Source organism: Ruegeria sp. BJ6 (genome assembly GCF_056537885.1).
The window spans coordinates 114,285-131,918 of the sequence record NZ_JBQFSG010000002.1 but is presented as its reverse complement, the minus strand read 5'-3'; the positions used below and the strand labels follow the sequence as shown (position 1 = coordinate 131,918).

Here is a 17,634-nt window from a genome sequence, read left to right as displayed (position 1 = left end):
ATCTGACAGCACCCTGCAGGCGCAGGCCAATCAGGAGGATGCAATGACCAAAGGATATTGGGTCGCCCATGTCGATGTGGACGACATGGAAACATACAAAAACTACATCGCGGCGAATGCCGAGCCCTTTGGCGAATATGGGGCACGCTTCCTGGTGCGTGGCGGCGACCACGAGGTCAAGGAAGGCACTTCGCGGTCGCGAACGGTTGTGATCGAATTTCCCAGCTATGAGGATGCGCTTGCCTGTTACGAAAGTGACGCCTACCAGCACGCCAAATCCCTGCGTGATCCGGTTGCCATGAGCGATCTTGTGATCATCCGGGGCTATGACGGGTAGAACCCGCTTGGCGACCCACAAAATATGGACTAGCCTATGCCCATGTTGAAGAAGTTCTTCCAGGCCTTCCGCCCCCCGCAACACGACAAGCTGCCCGATCCCGATGCGGAACTGGCGCTTGGTGCCCTTCTGGTGCGCGTGGCGCAGGCCGACCGCGACTACAAGGTCGAGGAAATCGGCCTGATCGACAAGATTCTCGCCCGCCTCTATCAGCACAACGCCATTGAGGCCGCCAAGGTGCGCGCCACCTGCGAAAAGCTGCACGCTGCCGCGCCCGATACTGATACCTTCGGCAAACTGATCCGGGAAACCACCGATCTTAAGGAACGCCTCGCCGCGCTGGATGCCCTGTGGGAGGTCGTACTGGCCGACGGAAACTCGGATGAAGGCGAAATGAAGATCGTCGAAGAGGCCCGGATCGCCATGGGCCTCAGCTACAACGACAGCCAAGCGGCGCGCGAGCGGATGCAAAGCCGCTTGGATGCCAACTAGGATCAGCATATATCCCAATCATGTTCAGTGATTTTCTTTCCCGGCTGACACAGCCGCAGCCCGACCCACTGGCCGAGGATGACGCCCGCCTCGCCCTTACGGCCCTGTTGGTGCGCATCGCCCGCTCCGACAACGACTATGCCGATACCGAAATGGCCCGGATCGACCGGATTTCCGCCCAGCGCTATGGGCTGTCTCCGTTCGAGGCCGCCGGTCTGCGCGCCAAAGCCGAAGATCTGGAGGCCGAGGCCCCCGACACCGTCCGCTTTACCCGCGCCATAAAAGAGGCCGTCCCCTATGACGACCGGCTGGGCGTGGTCGAGGCACTGTGGTCTGTCGTACTGGCCGATGGCCAGCGCACCGGCGAAGAAGATTCGCTGCTGCGCCTTGTGGTCAGCCTGCTGGGCGTCAGCGACGTCGATTCGGCACTGGCCCGCCAAAGGGCAGCCAAATCATGACCGCAATGCTGGGTATGTACGACATGCCCGCCCTGCAACCCGCCAACGACCGCTTGTGGGATTTGATTCGGGGGCATCTGGGTGATGGGCACAACCAACTGTCGCGGGACCGAGATTTCTGGGACATCTGGCATGATCCGGATCTGATCTTTGCCCAGACCTGCGGAATGCCATACCGAACACGCCTGCACGGCAAGGTCCAGCTTGTCGGCACCCCCGATTATGCTCTGCCCGGATGCCCGCCCGGATATTACTGTTCGGTCTTCGTCGCCCGGCATGACGACGCCCGCGATCTGACTGCCCTGACTGGTGGCACGTTCGCCTATAACGAGGCTCTGTCGCAATCAGGCTGGGCCGCTCCGGTGACCCACCTTGCGGGCTTGGGGCTGGCGCCCGCCACCCTGCATGAAACCGGCGGACACGCCCTGTCTGCGCAAGCCGTGGCCGAGGGGCTGGCCGACTACGCCTCACTTGACGCTTTGACGTGGGAATTGCTCAGAGAACATTCCGACTTGGCCGGAAAACTGCGTGAGGTTGCGCGGACCGACCCGACACCCGCACTGCCCTACATCACCGCAAACGGTCGCGACGCCGCCCTTGTGGCCAGCGCCGTTCGGGCCGCAATCGCGGACCTGTCGGCAGAAGATCGCAAGGCGCTGCACCTTCAGGGGCTGATCGACATCCCCGCCGACACCTATCTTGCGGTTCCCACTCCGCCTGCGCCCGACGCATTCCTGCCTGCGCGCTGACCATTTTGGCCAGAACGTCTGGTCAATTCGGTCGTTTCGGGGCCGGAACTTGTCATTTGCGCATTGCATTACGCTGATTTTTCGGCCCTAGTACCGCACCAATAATGCCAACAACATCTGGACCGCCCGTGACAGAATCCGCTCCCGTCATCGAGATCAAGAACCTTCACAAAAGCTTCGGACAGCTGGAAGTGTTGAAAGGAGTGGACATCACCGCGCATCGGGGCGACGTGGTTTCGCTGATCGGCTCGTCGGGGTCCGGAAAATCCACGCTTCTGCGCTGCTGCAACCTGCTTGAGGACAGCCAGCAGGGCGAGATCCTGTTCAAGGGCGAACCGGTTCGCTGGTCCGGCTCAGGCCACAACCGGCGCCCGGCGGACCCCAAACAGGTGCTGCGCATCCGCACCAACCTGTCGATGGTATTCCAGCAGTTCAATCTGTGGGCGCACATGACCATCCTGCAAAACGTGATGGAAGCGCCCGTGACCGTTCTGGGCCGCGACAGGGCCGAGGTCGAGGACAGCGCGCGTAAATATCTGGAAAAGGTTGGCATCGGTGACAAGTGCGATGTTTACCCGGCCCAGCTGTCGGGTGGCCAGCAACAGCGTGCCGCCATTGCCCGCGGCCTCTGCATGGAGCCCGAGGCGCTGCTGTTCGACGAACCCACCTCCGCGCTCGACCCCGAGCTGGAACAGGAAGTGATTAAGGTGATCAAGGATTTGGCTGCCGAAGGCCGGACCATGATCATCGTGACCCACGACATGAAGATGGCGGCTGATATCTCCAGCCACGTCGTATTCCTCCATCAGGGCCTTATCGAAGAAGAAGGCCTGCCCGAGGACATCTTCACCACCCCTGAATCCGCACGGCTTCAGGGCTTTCTTTCCGCCACCAAGGCGGCATAACTTCAGGACAGAACTAAACTGGGGAGAAACCAATGAAAAACCTGATTCTGACCACTGCGGCACTGGCGCTTGGCGCTGGCATGGCCATGGCCGACACCGTCCGCATGGGCACCGAGGGCGCCTACCCTCCGTACAACTTCATCAATGACGCCGGCGAGATCGACGGTTTCGAGCGTGAAGTGGGCGACGAACTGTGCAAGCGCGCCAACCTTGAGTGCGAATGGGTCAAGAACGACTGGGATTCGATCATCCCGAATCTGGTCTCGGGCAACTACGACACCATCATCGCGGGCATGTCGATCACTGACGAGCGGGATGAGGTCATCGACTTCACCCAGAACTACTTCCCGCCTGCCGCGTCTGCCTATGCCGGCGCATCGGACGGTGTTGATCTGACCGGCGGCATCATCGCAGCTCAGACCGCAACGATTCAGGCGGGCCACGTGGCCGAATCCGGCGCAACGCTGGTTGAATTCGCGACACCTGAAGAAACCATCGCAGCGGTCCGCAACGGCGAAGCTGACGCGGTGTTTGCCGACAAGGACTTCCTTGTTCCGATCGTCGAGGAATCGGGCGGTGAGCTGGTCTTTGTAGGCGACGACGTTCCGCTGGGCGGCGGCATCGGCCTTGGTATCCGCGAATCCGATGGCGAACTGCGCGGCAAGTTTGACGAGGCCATCACCTCGATGAAGGCGGACGGTTCGCTGAACGAATTGATCGTCAAGTGGTTCGGCGAAGGCGTACCGACCTACAACGCCGACGGCTCGGTCGTCACAAACTAATTTGTACCAATCGGTTCGGCGCGTGCATTGCGCCGAACCGTTCCCGGCCGCAGGTCCGGTACGACGCTCGAAAGACGCCTCATGTTCTCCTATTGCGCTGATCCCGACACGCTTGGCACGTTCCGCTGGTTCTCGTGCTATCTGACGAACGGTGTCCATTGGTCGTTCTACCTGTCGTTTCTCAAGGTTCTTGGCCTGCTGGCCGTCACCGCACCCGTCGCGCTGAGCTTTGGTTTTGCGGGCGCAATGGCGGCCCGGTCACATTTCCCGCCTCTCAGTTGGCTGGGAAAAGGCTACATCGCCATCGTGCGCGGCGTGCCGGATATCGCATTCTTCCTGTTCTTCGTGATCGCACTGGATCAGGGGTTCGAGTGGATGCGCCATCAGGTCCTGTGCCCCGACTGGACCGACCCGATCCGTCAGGGCAACGACTTTCTCGTCTGCCCCTCCGCCAAGCTGCCTCTGGGTAGCGCCCCGGAATGGGTTCACGAGATTTATGGCTTTTTCCTTGCCATCATAACCTTTTCCATCGTTTTCGGCGCTTTCGCCGCCAACGTCCTGTTCGGCGGGATGCGCGCCGTGCCCCATGCCCAGCTAGAGACTGCCGAAGCCTATGGCATGAGCCGCCGCCAGACCTTCTGGCGCATCCTCGTGCCGCAGATGTGGGTCTATGCCCTGCCCGGCCTTTCGAACCTGTGGATGGTGCTGATCAAGGCCACACCGCTGCTGTTCCTGCTGGGTATCGAAGACATCGTGTACTGGGCCCGTGAACTGGGCGGCACAAAGACCTCGAAATTCACTGCCTATCCGCATGGCGACTGGCGCATGTGGTACTTCCTGTTCCTGCTGATCTTCTACCTCGGCATGACCCGCGTCTCGGAAATCGGGCTGGAACGGCTAATGCGCAGACTATCCCATGGTCAGGCCACATCCGGTGGCGAACTGCTGCGCAAGGAGACCACGGCATGAGCTGCTTGCAAACCATTCAGGACTACGGCCTGCGCTCGCTGGGCCTTGGCGAACGCCTGTTGCCGCGCAGCGACTTCACCCTGTGCGAACAGTTTACGCTGATCGGCTCGGGCATGATCTGGAATGTCTATTTCGGCATCATGGCTCTGGCCACCGGCTTTTTCCTCGCCACCGCACTGGCGGTTGGAAAAGCCTCACCGAACAAGTGGCTGCGCAAACCGGCCGAGTGGTTCATCTTCATCTTCCGCGGCTCGCCGCTGTTCATCCAGTTCTTCTTTGCCTACTTCCTGTTCCTGTCGCTCAAGAAGACCTATCCGATGTTCGACGCCTTCACCTCGGCATGGTTGGGGGCGCTGATCGTTCTGTTCCTGAACACCGCCGCCTATTCGGGTGAGATTTTCTATGGCGCGCTGCGGTCGATCCCCAAGGGTGATATCGAGGCGGCGGATGCCTATGGCATGTCCGGCTGGTCCCGCTTTCGCCGGGTTGTCTGGCCGACCATGCTGCGTTTGGCCTGGCCCGCCTACACGAACGAGGCGATCTTTCTGTTCCACGCCACCACGCTGGTCTTCTTTTCGGCCTTCCCGGCCTGGCAGCAACGGGGAGATGCCCTGTATTACGCCAGCTACTTTGCGGACAAGACGTTCAACCCGTTCATCCCGTATCCGATTCTGGCGTTCTATTTCATCCTGCTGACGCTGGTGATCGTCTGGGGCTTTGGTCAGGTGAACAAGCGCCTCAACCGCCACCTGCCGGTTGCGAAACAGGCCAAGATGCGGTTCCGGCTGAATCTGGCGCGCTAAGCTTTGTGTTTCACAGCCCCTGCGGCGCCAGACACACTTTGACACGCCCCATCATGCGTAACCCATGTTCGCAGGCGATGGGGCGTCCCGTATTCCGATTCAGAAATCTTTGATTATGGATTTGATGTCCAAAGCGGTCTGGTTTGCCTTGGCATGCACGGTCATCGCCGTGGCGCCAGCGATCAGCGGCATGATAACCACCGCCGTCACAAAAGCGGTACCGACACCCAGGATGCCGCCAAGTATGATGCCAAAGAACAAGGCTGCAAAAAAACCATCCCAGATCCAAGCGACAATCCATGTCAAAAGAAAAACAGAGACGCCCGCCAGAATAGCTATGATCGGGGTGGATGACAGAACATTCGACGTCGTCCTCTTGGCATTGGCCTTGCCTTCATCCGCCTTCGCTTGCAGCCGGTTGCGGGCTTCATTGATAATCCGTTGCGCGTCGTGATTGATGACTTCGGCGTCATGGTCGATCTCAAGCAAGCGGTCGATCGGCTCATCTTCGAAACCGACCAGTTCGTTAAAATGCTCTACTGGCTCGGGGCTCATATTGACGTCGTACTGCGAGGCAATATTCAGGCGCTTCTCATATTCAAGACGGGTAAAGTTCGCCTTTACCTTCCTGATGTCGTTTATCAGTTCCCGGCGGCGATGCTCGATCACATCCTGAACTGCAGCCTTATGCTTCAGGAAATCCTCGTCCGAAGCTGCACGCAGCCCGTATTTCCAATCCCCTATCAGGGCATGGTAAAACTGGTTGCCCGCCGTTTCCGTATCCCCCTCATGATACAGAAGCTTGGCGTAATCGTACTTGGCCGAATAATTCCGTTGGTTCAGCGTCAGCGCCTTTTCAAGGTGCGTGCGCGCATCCTCCATGCGGCCCGCGCAATAACACGCCCAGCCTGCCATCGCGTAGCACCGCGACTGCACCTTGTCCTTGAGATGCGAAGCGTATTTGGCAGCGTTCAGGAAATCTTCGATTGCCACCTCGGGATTAACGATATTCATGTCGGCGTGCCCCGGACCGCCAAGCCGTATCAGCCCGCGCAGAAAATGGAACCTGTATTCCAGTCGAAAGCCCGAGCGTTCTCCGTGACCGTCAATGGCACGGTTCACGTAATCAAGCGCCTCTTCAAAATGGCCGCGTTTATAGGCCTGACTGGCAATCGAATACTGTTCCATTGCCCAGGTCTGATCCGGGGTTTTGGCGACCTTCAGCAGCTGCGCCAGCGTGCCCTTGATGTCATTCAGCTCCAGCGAAACCTGATAGAATCCGTGCTGCATGACACTGGACATTTCCTGGATCGAACTGTTCACCTCTTGAATGTCCCCTCGCAAGCTCATGACTTGACCAGACATGTGATTCATTGCCTGCAAGCCCTGCTCGGCCAGTCGGGTCTGCGTCGACAGCGATTGCGCCATATGCAGGTCGACCAACAGACTAAAGCCATCGAGGTTCTTTTGAGGGGCTAGAAAACTACCATATGAATCTGCGCCATTATAGGTAAACACTGAACTCGTCATTGATCCTCCAGAAAGTATTGCAAACCATTGCAGCTAAATAAATTTTTTGGATGATTGTCCGAAATTAGTATCAGGGCAATACTTCAGCCCTCAATTCCCCTGCATTTTTTCGCCATTTGCGACATTCCCGATCACAGCCACTGTTTATCCCGCAGTTTGACCTCGGCGTTCAGGCCCGCTTCCTTTTGCAAAGCTCAGAATATTCGACGTGGAACTTTCAATGCCTTGGGCTAAGATTGTCACCAAGCACAGCGTTCAGACCCCATGACCGAACTTACTCTGCACAGCACCATCACCTGCCCCGATTGTGGCCACACCCGGTCCGAGCGGATGCCGACGGATGCGTGCCAGTGGTTCTATGAATGCGGGAATTGTGGCACGCTTTTGCGACCCAGACCGGGCGATTGCTGCGTCTATTGCTCATACGGAACCGCCCCCTGCCCGCCTGTACAAAACGGACAATCCTGCTGCGGATAGATGTACAAACCGGAAGAAACCTGTTGCAGCCGGTCGTGGCCGGGAAATGGGTCTTGCAGAAAAATTTGATCAAATATCGTGACAACAAGTGGGCGCGCGACTAAATCTCAGGGGCAAGAGCATTGGAGACCCTCATGGACCTGAGCGCCCTGCACACATTCCGCGTTGCCGCCTGTGACCTCAACGGACAGATGCGCGGCAAGCGTGTACCGCCATCTTACGCGGACAAGCTGGACAAAGGCGCGGTGCGAATGCCCTTTTCCGCGCTCAACGTAGACCTGTGGGGGGTCGATATCGACGGCAGCCCGCTGGTCTTTGAAACAGGCGATGCCGACGGGATGCTGTTGCCTACGGATCGCGGGCCGGTGCCGATGCCTTGGCTCGACACGCCAACCGCGCTTGTACCCATGTGTCTGTATGACGATCAGGGCATCCCCTTTGCCGGAGACCCCCGTCACGCCCTCTCCTCGGTCTTGGACCGCTATGCGGCGCGCGGCTGGTCGGTGATCGCCGCGACTGAGCTTGAGTTCACGCTGCTTGATGCATCCGGCCCTCAGCCGCAGCCCCCGTTCAACCCCGTTACGGGCCGCAGGCTTGCGACTGAAGCCGTGCTGTCCATGGCTGAAATGGATGCCTTCGACGCGTTCTTCACCGAGCTCTACGATGGTTGCAAAGCGATGGGAATTCCCGCTCAGACCACCATTTCCGAAGGCGGGATCGGTCAGTTCGAAATCAATCTGAACCATCAGAACGCCATGCGCTGCGCCGACGATACGTGGTTATTTAAGGCTTTGGTCCGCGGTCTCGCCCGCAAACATGGGTTTGCGGCCACCTTCATGGCCAAACCTTATGTGGATGACGCAGGCAACGGAATGCACGTTCATTTCTCGGTGGTCGATGAGCAGGGCCGCAATGTGTTTGACGACGGTGGCCCTGACGGAACCCAAACTCTCGGAATGGCCGTCGCGGGATGCGTCGCGGCGATGCCCGGCAGCACTCTGATATTTGCGCCGCACGGCAATTCCTATGCACGTCTCGTCCCCCGCGCCCACGCCCCCATGGGAGCCTGCTGGGCGTATGAAAACCGAACCGCTGCCATCCGCATTCCCGGCGGTGTTCCTGCAGCGCGGCGCATTGAACATCGCGTGGCCGGCGGGGATATCAACCCGTATCTGATGCTGTCAGCCGTTCTCGGCGCAGCGCTGATCGGTGTCGATGACGCGATGCAACCGCCCCCGCCGATTAACGGCAATGCCTACGAAATCGACGGCCTGCCGCAACTGGCGCCCGGCTGGGCATCAGCCATCACGGCATTCGAAACCGACCCTCTGATGGCGCGTATCTTTGCGCCCGAACTTATCCGCTATCTGGCCATGACCAAGCGGCAAGAGATCACGCGCTTTGCCGACAGGCCCACCGAGGAACATTGGCTCAGCTACCTCGAGACCGTATGACCCCTTGCCCGCTCTGATAGTCTTGGCTAGGGTGAATTTGATCAAATTTGGTGACCTATGAAAATCGGCATTTTGCAAACCGGCCACGCCCCCGATGCGCTGATCGACACGACCGGGGATTATGACGAGATGTTCCGCCACCTGCTGGACGGCAACGATTTCACATTCGAAACCTTCTCAGTCGTAGATGGTGTGTTTCCGCAGAGTGTTCACGACGCGGACGGCTGGGTAATAACCGGCTCGCGCCACGGTGCGTACGAGGACCATCCGTGGATTCCGCGGCTTGAAGACCTGATCCGTGACATTCAAAAGCAAGGGCAGCCCCTGATTGGCGTCTGCTTTGGCCATCAGATCATTGCACAAGCCCTAGGCGGTAAGGTTGAAAAGTTTTCCGGTGGCTGGGCTGTCGGGCGCACCGAATACGACCTGAACGGCGATAAAGTCACTCTGAACGCCTGGCATCAGGATCAGGTGACCGACCTGCCCCCTGACGCAACGGTTCTGGGACGCAATGAATTCTGCCGAAACGCGATGGTTGCCTATGGGGATACGATCTGGACCGTTCAGGCGCACCCGGAATACTCCAACGATTTCCTGCACGGGCTGATAAAAACTCGGGGCAAAGGCGTCGTTCCCGACGCCCTGCTGACCGAGGCCGCCAACCGTCAGGACGGCCCCAACGACAACTCTGAGATTGGTCGGCACATGGCCGGCTTTCTGAAGAAAGCGAGGGCCTGATGGCCAATTGGACAGACAACATCCCGGAGGCGGCGCGCACGTATCTTGACGGGCGGCGTCTGGACGAAGTGGAATGTATCATTTCAGATCTGCCGGGCATCGCGCGCGGCAAGGCGGTGCCAGCCACAAAATTCGCGCGGCAATCCTATTTCCACCTGCCCGACAGCATTTTTTACCAGACCATCACCGGCGGCTGGGGCGAAGCTGCGGGTGACGACGGGTTCATCGAACGGGACATGATCCTGAAACCCGATTTCTCGACGACATCCGCTGCGCCCTGGACTGGCGACTGGACCTTGCAGGTGATTCATGACGCCTATGACCGCGACGGCGAACCCATCCCCTTCAGTCCGCGCAATGTGCTGAAACGTGTTGTACAGTTGTATCTGGACAAAGGCTGGAAGCCGGTCGTTGCGCCCGAGATGGAGTTCTTTCTGGTCGCCCGAAACGCCGACCCGGCCAAAGAGATCGAACCGATGATGGGCCGTTCGGGCCGCCCCGCTGCCGCACGTCAGGCTTATTCGATGACGGCAGTGGACGAATTCGGACCAGTGATCGACGATATCTATGACTTTGCCGAACATCAGGGGTTCGAGATCGACGGCATCACCCAGGAAGGCGGCGCCGGGCAGCTTGAAATCAACCTGCGCCACGGCAATCCGGTGAAACTGGCAGACGAGGTATTCTATTTCAAACGTCTGATCCGCGAAGCCGCGCTACGCCATAACTGCTTTGCCACCTTCATGGCCAAACCGATCGAAGACGAACCCGGTTCGGCCATGCACATCCATCACTCGATCATTGATATGGAAACCGGCCAGAACATGTTCTCGGGCCCGCAAGGGGGCGAAACGGATGCTTTCTATCACTTCATCGCCGGGTTACAGAACCATCTGCCCGCCGGTCTGGCGGTCATGGCACCCTATGTGAATTCATATCGCCGCTACGTGAAAGATCACGCCGCACCGATCAATCTGGAATGGGCGCGCGACAACCGCACCACCGGTATTCGTGTACCCTTGTCCGGCCCCGACAGCCGCCGGATTGAAAACCGTATCGCGGGCATGGACTGCAATCCCTATCTAGGCATCGCGGTTTCGCTGGCCTGTGGCTATCTGGGTCTGATCCAGCAGGAGCGCCCGCGCCGCCAGTTCTATGGCGATGCCTACGATGGCGAAGGGGACATCCCCCAGGTGATGGGCAGCGCGCTGGACCTGTTCGACACAGCTGAAGCCCTGCACGAAGTTCTGGGGCCGGAATTCGCCCGCGTCTACAGCATCGTGAAGCGCGCGGAATACGAAGAGTTCCTGCAAGTGATCTCTCCGTGGGAGCGCGAGCACCTTCTGCTGAACGTCTGAGGCTGCACCAGAAGGCTAAACCGGATGAACCTGCTTTATTCCAATGACAGAAAGGCGGAATACCCGCCCAGCTGGTATGCCGCGACCGCTCATACCATGGATCGTTTTCCGGCGCTGGCGGGTGACGTGACCGCAGATGTCTGCGTCGTCGGCGGTGGATACACGGGCCTGTCCGCCGCCCTGCATCTGGCCGAGGCCGGGTTCGACGTCATTCTGCTCGAGGCGCATCGCGTCGGCTTTGGCGCGTCCGGGCGCAACGGCGGACAGTTGGGCAGCGCACAACGGATGGATCAGGAGGATCTCGAACGCCTTGTGGGTGACGCGGACGCCGCAAAGCTGTGGGATCTGGCTGAGGACGCCAAAGATCTGGTCAAGGGGTTGATCGAAAGGCACCGCATCGATTGCGACCTGAAACCGGGTATTGCATCTCTGGGCTTCAGCGATGCTGAGCGGCATGAACTGCACGACCACGCGGCCCATTTGTCGGACAGATACGGATACGATCAGATCGAACCGTTGGACGCGGATGCGGGCCATGCCCTGTGTCCGTCGCCCGCCTACCGGGGCGGCTATCTGGACATGGGTGCGGCCCATCTACATCCCTTGAACTATGCACTGGGACTGGCCCGGGCCGCGGCGGCAGCGGGTGTGCGCATTCATGAAGCGACCGAGGTTCTGGAGATTGCAGAAGGCAGTCCCGCCACGCTTCAAACAGCGCAGGGCCGTGTCGAGGCGGATCATGTCATTCTGGCCTGTAACGGCTATCTCGGGTCGCTCAACCCCAAGGTCGCGTCGCGCGTGATGCCGATCAACAACTTCATCGCCGCCACCGAACCGTTGGGCGATGACGCGGCGCGGGTTCTGACGCAGGACGTGGCCATCGCGGACACGAAATTCGTGATCAACTATTTCCGCCTCAGCGCCGACCAACGCCTGCTGTTCGGCGGCGGTGAAAGCTATGGCTACCGCTTTCCCAACGACATTGCCGCAACGGTCCGCAAACCGATGACCGGAATTTTCCCGCATCTCAGGGATGTGAAAATCGACTACGCCTGGGGCGGTACATTAGCCATTACCATGCGGCGCATGCCCTATCTGGCCCGGATTGCGCCCAATATCCTGTCAGCGTCGGGTTATTCCGGCCACGGGGTCGGCACCGCGACCCACGCCGGGCAGCTTATGGCACTGGCGCTTCAGGGGCAGGCTGAAGGGTTCGACACCCTGTCGCGCGTCCCCGCCCAGCCCTTCCCCGGCGGGCCTGCGCTTCGCACTCCGCTGCTGGCGATGGCCATGACCTGGTACGCCCTTCGCGACCGGCTGGGTATCTGACCCGTCCAAACGCAACAATTTGGTGAAATTCCGCCGAAGTCGCATTTGGGTACTTGGCATGCGCGGCTTGTGATTTTATATTTCCAAAAGTTAGAATTCGGGAATTCCAAATATGACACTGCCACCCAACGTCCATGACGCCGAGCCAATCCCAGCAGCCGCGCGTGAGGCTATCGACGCGCTGATGCAGTCCGGAGACCTGTTCCGCTATACCGCCCCGCAAGACGCCCCGGTCGCCTTGCTTGAGGCCGAATTTGCAGAACTTCTGGGTACGAAATATGCGCTGGCGGTGTCATCCTGTTCGGCGGCTCTGTTCCTGTCGCTCAAGGCTCTGGGCCTGCCGCGCGATGCGCGGGTAATGATCCCCGGCTTTACCTTCGCTGCGGTTCCCTCTTCGGTCATCCACGCGGACTGCATTCCGGTTCTGTGCGAAGTGGGCGACAACTATCGAATCGACATGGATGATTTCGCGGCCAAACTGGACGATGTTCAGGCGGTCATCATCAGCCACATGCGTGGGCACACCTCGGACATGGACGCCATCATGGAGTTGTGCGATGCGCGCGACATCCCTGTGGTCGAAGACGCCGCGCATTCGCTGGGCACCACCTGGCATGGCCGCAACATCGGCACCATCGGCAAGGTGGGCTGCTTTTCCTTCCAGTCCTACAAGATGATCAACGCGGGCGAAGGTGGCATCCTGATCACCGACGACGCCGATCTGGTGGCCCGCGCGGTGATCATGTCCGGCGCTTATGAGCACAACTGGAAAAAGCACAAAGGCCCGCGCGGCGACAACTCGCCCGAACTGGAACAGGCCTTTTCCCGTTGGCAGAACCAGTTGCCCCTTTATAACCTGCGGATGAGCAACCTCAGCGCCGCCGTGATCCGCCCGCAAATCCCCGAGCTTGCGCGCCGGGTGCGCGACGGACTGGCCAATCACGACTATGTGGCAGAACGCCTGAACAGCTCGCCTTATATCCACGTCCCTGCCCCGCTGGAGCCGGAGCACCGTGCGCCGGATTCCATCCAGTTCAATCTGGTTGGTCTGGACGAGGCCGAAATCCGCGCCTTTGCCGCCGCGACCGAGGCACGCGGCGTCAAAGTTCAGGTCTTTGGCCTGAGCGAGGACAACGCCCGCGCCTTCTGGAACTGGCAGTTCCTGCCGGAACAGTTCGATCTGCCGCAGACCCGAGCCATGCTGATGAACGCATGTGACGTGCGCCTGCCCGTGCGTCTGACGCGCGAGGAACTGGATGTGATTGCCGGTATCCTGCTGGACTCGGTGGCCGAGGTCAGCAGCCCGATCCCGGCTTACGGGACCTAATCATCTATCCTCGCGCAGATCGAACAGATCGGCGGACAGAAACAAGGCGTCTATCCCTTCGGGGGTCGGCGCGATGCGGGACAATATCCCGACCACCTGTAGCCCGTTGTCGGACATCTCTAACAATGGCGCGCCGGAATCACCCATCATCACCGGACAAATCGCATGTAGCACTCCCCCCTGCGCGGGTTCGGGTGCGCAGGTTCCTGTTCTGCTCAGAACATGGGGGCGAACACCGGGGTAGCCGGCGACAAAAGCATCGCCAGGCGCCGCCGTGGCCATCCCCAAAAATCCGACCTGCTCACCCAGCGACGCCGCCAGTTCCAGAACTGCCCAGTCCTGATCGGCACGGCCGTTGAAACCGCCGTCAACGCCCTGTTCCGGGCTCATGTGATAGGATTGCACCACGGAAACCGCCTCGGCCTGACCGCGCTGATAGCCGGCTGCGAACCGGATGCCTGACGGCGGTATCCAACGCTTGCGCGCCCGGTTGTACAGGCAATGCGCAGCCGTCAGAACAAGCCTTTCGGATACCAGAACACCGGTGCAGTGCGATCGGATATCCCTGCTGGAAAAATTCACCCTTCCGATGGCCCGCCATGGGTCAGCCGCCGCATCAAGGATTTCACGGGACCGAATGGCCTCGCATCCGGCAGATGCATCCGTGCCCATGGCGCAGATAGTCACCCAAGGTTCTGAAAAACGTCCCTGCGCCTGCACCGCCGCCGCCCAAAGCACGGCGCAGATCAGGGCCACCCACCTCATGCGGCAGGCAGATCAGCTGAGTTTGGACAGTTTCTGCTGCAGATCGGCAAGCTGCTTTTTGATGTCGTCCAGATCTTCTTTCTGTTCTGGCTTGTCATCACTGTCCTCTTTGTCCGGCGCGGACCAGTTGCCCGACAATCCACCGGTCATCGCCTTCAGAAAGGCCTGTTGCTGCGCCTGCATCGCCTCGAAACCCGGCATCTGGGACATCGGGTTCATGGCGTTCATGTTCTCCATCACCTTGGCCTGATTTTCGCGCAGCATCTCAAACGAGGATTGCAGGAACTGGGGCATCATTCCCCCGCCCGGCACCATGTAGCTGCGCACCAGATCGTTCAGCACATTGACCGGCAACACGTTTTCGCCCCGGCTTTCATGCTCAGCAATGATTTGCAAAAGATACTGTCGGGTCAGGTCGTCACCGGTTTTCAGATCGATGATCTGAACCTCGCGGCCATCCCGAATGAACCCGGCGATGTCCTCCAGCGTGACGTAATCGCTGGTTTCGGTGTTATAGAGCCGTCGGCTTGCGTAGCGCTTGATCAGCAGCGGTTTTTCTTGTTCTGCCACCCGTGTTCCCTCCCCAAGGATGATGCGTTGCAGCAGAGGTTATGCGACTGCAGCACAAAAAGAAAGGGCAGGTCAAAAGACCTGCCCAGCGCGATCACACCTAAAGGGAGGAGAGGGTGCGTGTCGCGAAAATTGCTTACTTGCCAGCCGAAGCTTTCTTGGCAGCAGCGGTCACGTCGTTGGTGGCCTTTTTAACAGCGGCGGTTGCATCTTCCGAGATGTCTTTGCCAGCAGCCATCAGCAGTTCGACGGTTTCGGTCTGAACTTTCTTGGCGATCTCAGCAAAGGCAGCCATGTTTTCGGCGGCAACTTCAGCCGATGCGCTTGCGAAATCGGTTGCTGCTTTTGCATAGTCCGCAGGCTCAGCTTTTGCTTTCGACATCTCGCTCAGCTTGGCCAGGGTTTCCTTGGTCCATTTGTTCGAGATTTCTGCCGATTTCTCAGCTGCGTCCAGAGCAACGCCCGACAGCTTTTCGTTCAGCGAAGCGGTCGATTTGAAAGCACCTTCCAGAGCGGAAGTGTCAACCGGGAATGCACCCATCATGTCTTTCAGGGTCGCGGTAAAGTCTTGGGTCTTTGCCATTGTATCAATCCTCATTGCCGGGTTCGGGCCCACCCCGTTTTCCATCGGCTTGACGAGAATATGATTTCTGCATCGCAGCATTTCAAGTTTTTTCTTGCTGCAATGCAGAATAATTTGCGTTTCACTTAAATTTCAACAGCTTGGCTTTGCCACAACATAGGTTCCGGGTGCCGGGGCCAGTCGCGGATGATCCGAATCGCCGGTATCGCGTGCGGCCACCTGCTTGCCCGACCGCTTTTTCAGCCATGCTTCCCACATCGGCCACCACGACCCTTCGTGATAATCTGCATCCTTCAGCCAGGTATCGGCATCCGCCTTCAGATCGGGGTTGGTATAATGGCCGTATTTCTTTTTGCTGGGCGGGTTCACGATGCCTGCAATATGACCCGACTCTGAAACCACGAAGGTCTTGGAGCGCGAGCCCATTTGCTGCACTCCGCGGTAACAGGCCTTCCAGGCTGCGATATGGTCGGTTTCGCAGGTAATGGCCATCAGCGGCACATCGACATCCCGCACATGCAACTTGTGCCCCAAAAGCTCAAAACCGTCCGTCACCATTTCATTGCGTTGGCACAGGCCGCGCAGATACTGGATCGCCATCTTTGCAGGCAGGTTTGCCCCATCGCCGTTCCAGTACAGCAGATCAAAGGCCGGTGGGGTTTCACCCATCATGTAGCTGCGGATCGCCGGAGTATAGATCAGGTCGCGCGACCGCAGATAGGAAAAGGTCCGCGCCATGATCCATGACCGCAGCAGACCCTCCTTGTTCACCTCTTCTTCGATCCCGTCGATGAAATCGTTCTGAAGGAATGGCGTGAATTCCCCCTGATCGGAAAAATCCGTCAGCGCGGTAAAGAACGTCGCCGATTTGACCGATTTGTCGCCGCGCTGCTTCATCAGCGACAGGGTCAGGCTCAGCGTCGTTCCGGCGATACAATAACCAACCGCGTTCACCTGTTTGACCTTGCAGATTTTCTTGACCTCATCGATCGCAGTCAGGAAACCATCCTGAATGTAATCTTCCATTCCGGTTTCAGCAAAAGACTCGTCAGGATTGACCCAGCTGACGACAAACAGGGTATAGCCCTGTTCGGTGATCCACTTGATCAGACTGTTCTGTGCCTTGAGGTCAAGGATATAGAACTTGTTGATCCATGGCGGGAACAGAACGATCGGGGTCTCGTACACGGTCTCGGTCACCGGTTTGTACTGGATCAGTTCCATCATGCGGTTGCGGTAAACCACGTCACCGGGCGTCGTGGCGATGTTACCCCCCACCTCGAACGCGCTTTCATCGGCCAGTTTGACCACCAGTTCGCCATTGTTGGCTTCAAGGTCCGAGACCAGATTTTCCAGCCCCTTGATCAGCGACTGTCCTTCGGTCTCCACCGCCTTTTCCAGCGCATCCGGGTTCGTCGCCAGAAAATTCGTGGGTGCCATCATGTCGACGATCTGCTGCGAGAAATACGTCAGCCGCCGCTTGTCCTTGTCATCCAAATCCTCGACCGAGGCCACCGCCTGCGTGATTGTTTCCGCATTTGTCTGGTACTGCTGGCGGATGAACCGGAAATAGGGGTTGGTTTCCCACATCGGGTTGGAAAATCGCCTGTCCTTGGGGGCGTTTTCCTCGGCTTCGACCTCACCCTTAGTCAGGGCCTGTTGCGCCTCGGCAAAGTTCAGAACCGATTTTCCCCAATATTCGATCTGCTGTTCCAGAAGCTTGGCGGGGTTCTGCATGGCTTCGGCCCAATAGGCCGTTGCTGCTTTTGCAAAAAGCTCTTGATTCGGACCGTCCAGCGCGGGGGTATGCGGCTTTTTTCCGGCCATGACTTCGACAAGCCGCTTTGACAGCTCTTCGACCTTGCCCATGTTTTCCTTAAGCCGTTCAAGGTGTTCTTCGGTCAATTCCGGTGTCTGGTCGTCGGTAGTTGTCATTTTAAGGAATCCCCCCTAACCTCGCTGCTACGCAGAATAACGTCGTAAGTTGCGTGGGGCAAAGCGGCGAATG

Annotated in this window: 19 protein-coding genes; 14 read left to right on the top strand and 5 right to left on the bottom strand. The window is 58.8% G+C overall.

Features of this window, described 5'->3' with window-relative positions; all coding sequences use genetic code 11:
- Positions 1-43 precede the first annotated feature (43 nt).
- The 8 genes from ACR0D6_RS05925 to ACR0D6_RS05890 all read left to right on the top strand — a co-directional run bounded on the left by ACR0D6_RS05925 (position 44) and on the right by ACR0D6_RS05890 (position 5,495).
- On the top strand, positions 44-337 hold the full coding sequence (locus tag ACR0D6_RS05925; protein ID WP_480764825.1) for a DUF1330 domain-containing protein: 294 nt from the start codon (positions 44-46) through the stop codon (positions 335-337).
- Between the two features lie 42 nt (positions 338-379).
- Complete coding sequence (locus ACR0D6_RS05920; protein ID WP_170651661.1) at positions 380-829, top strand: tellurite resistance TerB family protein; 450 nt, start codon at positions 380-382, stop codon at positions 827-829.
- Between the two features lie 20 nt (positions 830-849).
- Complete coding sequence (locus ACR0D6_RS05915) at positions 850-1,287, top strand: tellurite resistance TerB family protein (RefSeq protein WP_170651660.1); 438 nt, start codon at positions 850-852, stop codon at positions 1,285-1,287.
- Positions 1,284-2,036, top strand: coding sequence for a phosphate/phosphite/phosphonate ABC transporter substrate-binding protein (locus ACR0D6_RS05910; protein ID WP_480764824.1), 753 nt, complete (start codon positions 1,284-1,286; stop codon positions 2,034-2,036). Before ACR0D6_RS05915 ends, ACR0D6_RS05910 begins: the two co-directional genes overlap by 4 nt.
- 128 nt (positions 2,037-2,164) lie before the next feature.
- On the top strand, positions 2,165-2,941 hold the full coding sequence (locus ACR0D6_RS05905; protein ID WP_480725816.1) for an ABC transporter ATP-binding protein: 777 nt from the start codon (positions 2,165-2,167) through the stop codon (positions 2,939-2,941).
- A gap of 32 nt (positions 2,942-2,973) precedes the next feature.
- Complete coding sequence (locus ACR0D6_RS05900) at positions 2,974-3,723, top strand: transporter substrate-binding domain-containing protein (RefSeq protein ID WP_170651657.1); 750 nt, start codon at positions 2,974-2,976, stop codon at positions 3,721-3,723.
- Between the two features lie 81 nt (positions 3,724-3,804).
- Positions 3,805-4,692, top strand: coding sequence for an ABC transporter permease subunit (locus tag ACR0D6_RS05895; RefSeq protein ID WP_170651656.1), 888 nt, complete (start codon positions 3,805-3,807; stop codon positions 4,690-4,692).
- The gene (locus tag ACR0D6_RS05890) at positions 4,689-5,495 is read left to right on the top strand and encodes an ABC transporter permease subunit (RefSeq protein ID WP_170651655.1); all 807 of its coding nucleotides are present in this window, start codon (positions 4,689-4,691) and stop codon (positions 5,493-5,495) included. The genes ACR0D6_RS05895 and ACR0D6_RS05890 overlap by 4 nt, the downstream gene beginning before the upstream one ends.
- A 99-nt stretch (positions 5,496-5,594) precedes the next feature.
- On the opposite strand, the gene ACR0D6_RS05885 is transcribed toward ACR0D6_RS05890, so the two are convergent.
- Positions 5,595-7,025 (bottom strand): tetratricopeptide repeat protein, encoded by a 1,431-nt coding sequence (locus ACR0D6_RS05885; protein ID WP_480764823.1) that lies wholly within the window; start codon positions 7,023-7,025, stop codon positions 5,595-5,597.
- A 264-nt stretch (positions 7,026-7,289) separates the two neighbouring features.
- Between ACR0D6_RS05885 and ACR0D6_RS05880 the strand changes: the two genes are divergently transcribed.
- From ACR0D6_RS05880 to ACR0D6_RS05855, 6 genes are all read left to right on the top strand, one after another.
- Complete coding sequence (locus ACR0D6_RS05880; RefSeq protein WP_480764822.1) at positions 7,290-7,502, top strand: GDCCVxC domain-containing (seleno)protein; 213 nt, start codon at positions 7,290-7,292, stop codon at positions 7,500-7,502.
- Positions 7,503-7,636: 134 nt separating this feature from the next.
- On the top strand, positions 7,637-8,956 hold the full coding sequence (locus ACR0D6_RS05875; RefSeq protein ID WP_480764821.1) for a glutamine synthetase family protein: 1,320 nt from the start codon (positions 7,637-7,639) through the stop codon (positions 8,954-8,956).
- Between the two features lie 57 nt (positions 8,957-9,013).
- Positions 9,014-9,694 (top strand): type 1 glutamine amidotransferase, encoded by a 681-nt coding sequence (locus ACR0D6_RS05870; protein WP_480764820.1) that lies wholly within the window; start codon positions 9,014-9,016, stop codon positions 9,692-9,694.
- Positions 9,694-11,052 (top strand): glutamine synthetase family protein, encoded by a 1,359-nt coding sequence (locus ACR0D6_RS05865; protein ID WP_170651651.1) that lies wholly within the window; start codon positions 9,694-9,696, stop codon positions 11,050-11,052. Before ACR0D6_RS05870 ends, ACR0D6_RS05865 begins: the two co-directional genes overlap by 1 nt.
- Positions 11,053-11,076: 24 nt before the next feature.
- A complete protein-coding gene (locus ACR0D6_RS05860; RefSeq protein WP_480764819.1) occupies positions 11,077-12,381 on the top strand; it encodes an NAD(P)/FAD-dependent oxidoreductase in 1,305 nt (434 codons plus the stop codon).
- 112 nt (positions 12,382-12,493) lie between these two features.
- Positions 12,494-13,708 (top strand): DegT/DnrJ/EryC1/StrS family aminotransferase, encoded by a 1,215-nt coding sequence (locus tag ACR0D6_RS05855; RefSeq protein ID WP_480764818.1) that lies wholly within the window; start codon positions 12,494-12,496, stop codon positions 13,706-13,708.
- Here the strand turns inward: ACR0D6_RS05855 and ACR0D6_RS05850 are convergent, their stop codons facing one another.
- The 4 genes from ACR0D6_RS05850 to ACR0D6_RS05835 form a co-directional block, all read right to left on the bottom strand.
- The gene (locus ACR0D6_RS05850) at positions 13,709-14,473 is read right to left on the bottom strand and encodes a trypsin-like serine peptidase (RefSeq protein ID WP_480764817.1); all 765 of its coding nucleotides are present in this window, start codon (positions 14,471-14,473) and stop codon (positions 13,709-13,711) included.
- Between the two features lie 12 nt (positions 14,474-14,485).
- The gene (phaR, locus tag ACR0D6_RS05845; RefSeq protein ID WP_170651647.1) at positions 14,486-15,043 is read right to left on the bottom strand and encodes a polyhydroxyalkanoate synthesis repressor PhaR; all 558 of its coding nucleotides are present in this window, start codon (positions 15,041-15,043) and stop codon (positions 14,486-14,488) included.
- Between the two features lie 136 nt (positions 15,044-15,179).
- Positions 15,180-15,626, bottom strand: coding sequence for a phasin family protein (locus tag ACR0D6_RS05840; RefSeq protein WP_170651646.1), 447 nt, complete (start codon positions 15,624-15,626; stop codon positions 15,180-15,182).
- A 132-nt stretch (positions 15,627-15,758) separates the two neighbouring features.
- Positions 15,759-17,561 carry a PHA/PHB synthase family protein gene (locus ACR0D6_RS05835; RefSeq protein ID WP_480764816.1) on the bottom strand — a complete coding sequence of 601 codons (1,803 nt, stop codon included), beginning with the start codon at positions 17,559-17,561 and terminating at the stop codon, positions 15,759-15,761.
- Positions 17,562-17,634 lie beyond the last annotated feature (73 nt).

Excerpts from the sequence above, each read along its gene's own strand:
- ACR0D6_RS05865 (WP_170651651.1), top strand. The coding sequence starts at position 9,694 with ATGGCCAATTGGACAGACAACATCCCGGAGGCGGCGCGCACGTATCTT.
- ACR0D6_RS05920 (WP_170651661.1), top strand. The coding sequence starts at position 380 with ATGTTGAAGAAGTTCTTCCAGGCCTTCCGCCCCCCGCAACACGACAAG.
- ACR0D6_RS05900 (WP_170651657.1), top strand. The coding sequence starts at position 2,974 with ATGAAAAACCTGATTCTGACCACTGCGGCACTGGCGCTTGGCGCTGGC.
- ACR0D6_RS05880 (WP_480764822.1), top strand. The coding sequence starts at position 7,290 with ATGACCGAACTTACTCTGCACAGCACCATCACCTGCCCCGATTGTGGC.
- ACR0D6_RS05835 (WP_480764816.1), bottom strand. The coding sequence starts at position 17,561 with ATGACAACTACCGACGACCAGACACCGGAATTGACCGAAGAACACCTT.
- ACR0D6_RS05840 (WP_170651646.1), bottom strand. The coding sequence starts at position 15,626 with ATGGCAAAGACCCAAGACTTTACCGCGACCCTGAAAGACATGATGGGT.
- ACR0D6_RS05870 (WP_480764820.1), top strand. The coding sequence starts at position 9,014 with ATGAAAATCGGCATTTTGCAAACCGGCCACGCCCCCGATGCGCTGATC.
- ACR0D6_RS05860 (WP_480764819.1), top strand. The coding sequence starts at position 11,077 with ATGAACCTGCTTTATTCCAATGACAGAAAGGCGGAATACCCGCCCAGC.
- ACR0D6_RS05850 (WP_480764817.1), bottom strand. The coding sequence starts at position 14,473 with ATGAGGTGGGTGGCCCTGATCTGCGCCGTGCTTTGGGCGGCGGCGGTG.
- ACR0D6_RS05925 (WP_480764825.1), top strand. The coding sequence starts at position 44 with ATGACCAAAGGATATTGGGTCGCCCATGTCGATGTGGACGACATGGAA.
- ACR0D6_RS05915 (WP_170651660.1), top strand. The coding sequence starts at position 850 with ATGTTCAGTGATTTTCTTTCCCGGCTGACACAGCCGCAGCCCGACCCA.
- ACR0D6_RS05895 (WP_170651656.1), top strand. The coding sequence starts at position 3,805 with ATGTTCTCCTATTGCGCTGATCCCGACACGCTTGGCACGTTCCGCTGG.
- ACR0D6_RS05875 (WP_480764821.1), top strand. The coding sequence starts at position 7,637 with ATGGACCTGAGCGCCCTGCACACATTCCGCGTTGCCGCCTGTGACCTC.
- ACR0D6_RS05910 (WP_480764824.1), top strand. The coding sequence starts at position 1,284 with ATGACCGCAATGCTGGGTATGTACGACATGCCCGCCCTGCAACCCGCC.
- ACR0D6_RS05885 (WP_480764823.1), bottom strand. The coding sequence starts at position 7,025 with ATGACGAGTTCAGTGTTTACCTATAATGGCGCAGATTCATATGGTAGT.
- ACR0D6_RS05855 (WP_480764818.1), top strand. The coding sequence starts at position 12,494 with ATGACACTGCCACCCAACGTCCATGACGCCGAGCCAATCCCAGCAGCC.
- ACR0D6_RS05890 (WP_170651655.1), top strand. The coding sequence starts at position 4,689 with ATGAGCTGCTTGCAAACCATTCAGGACTACGGCCTGCGCTCGCTGGGC.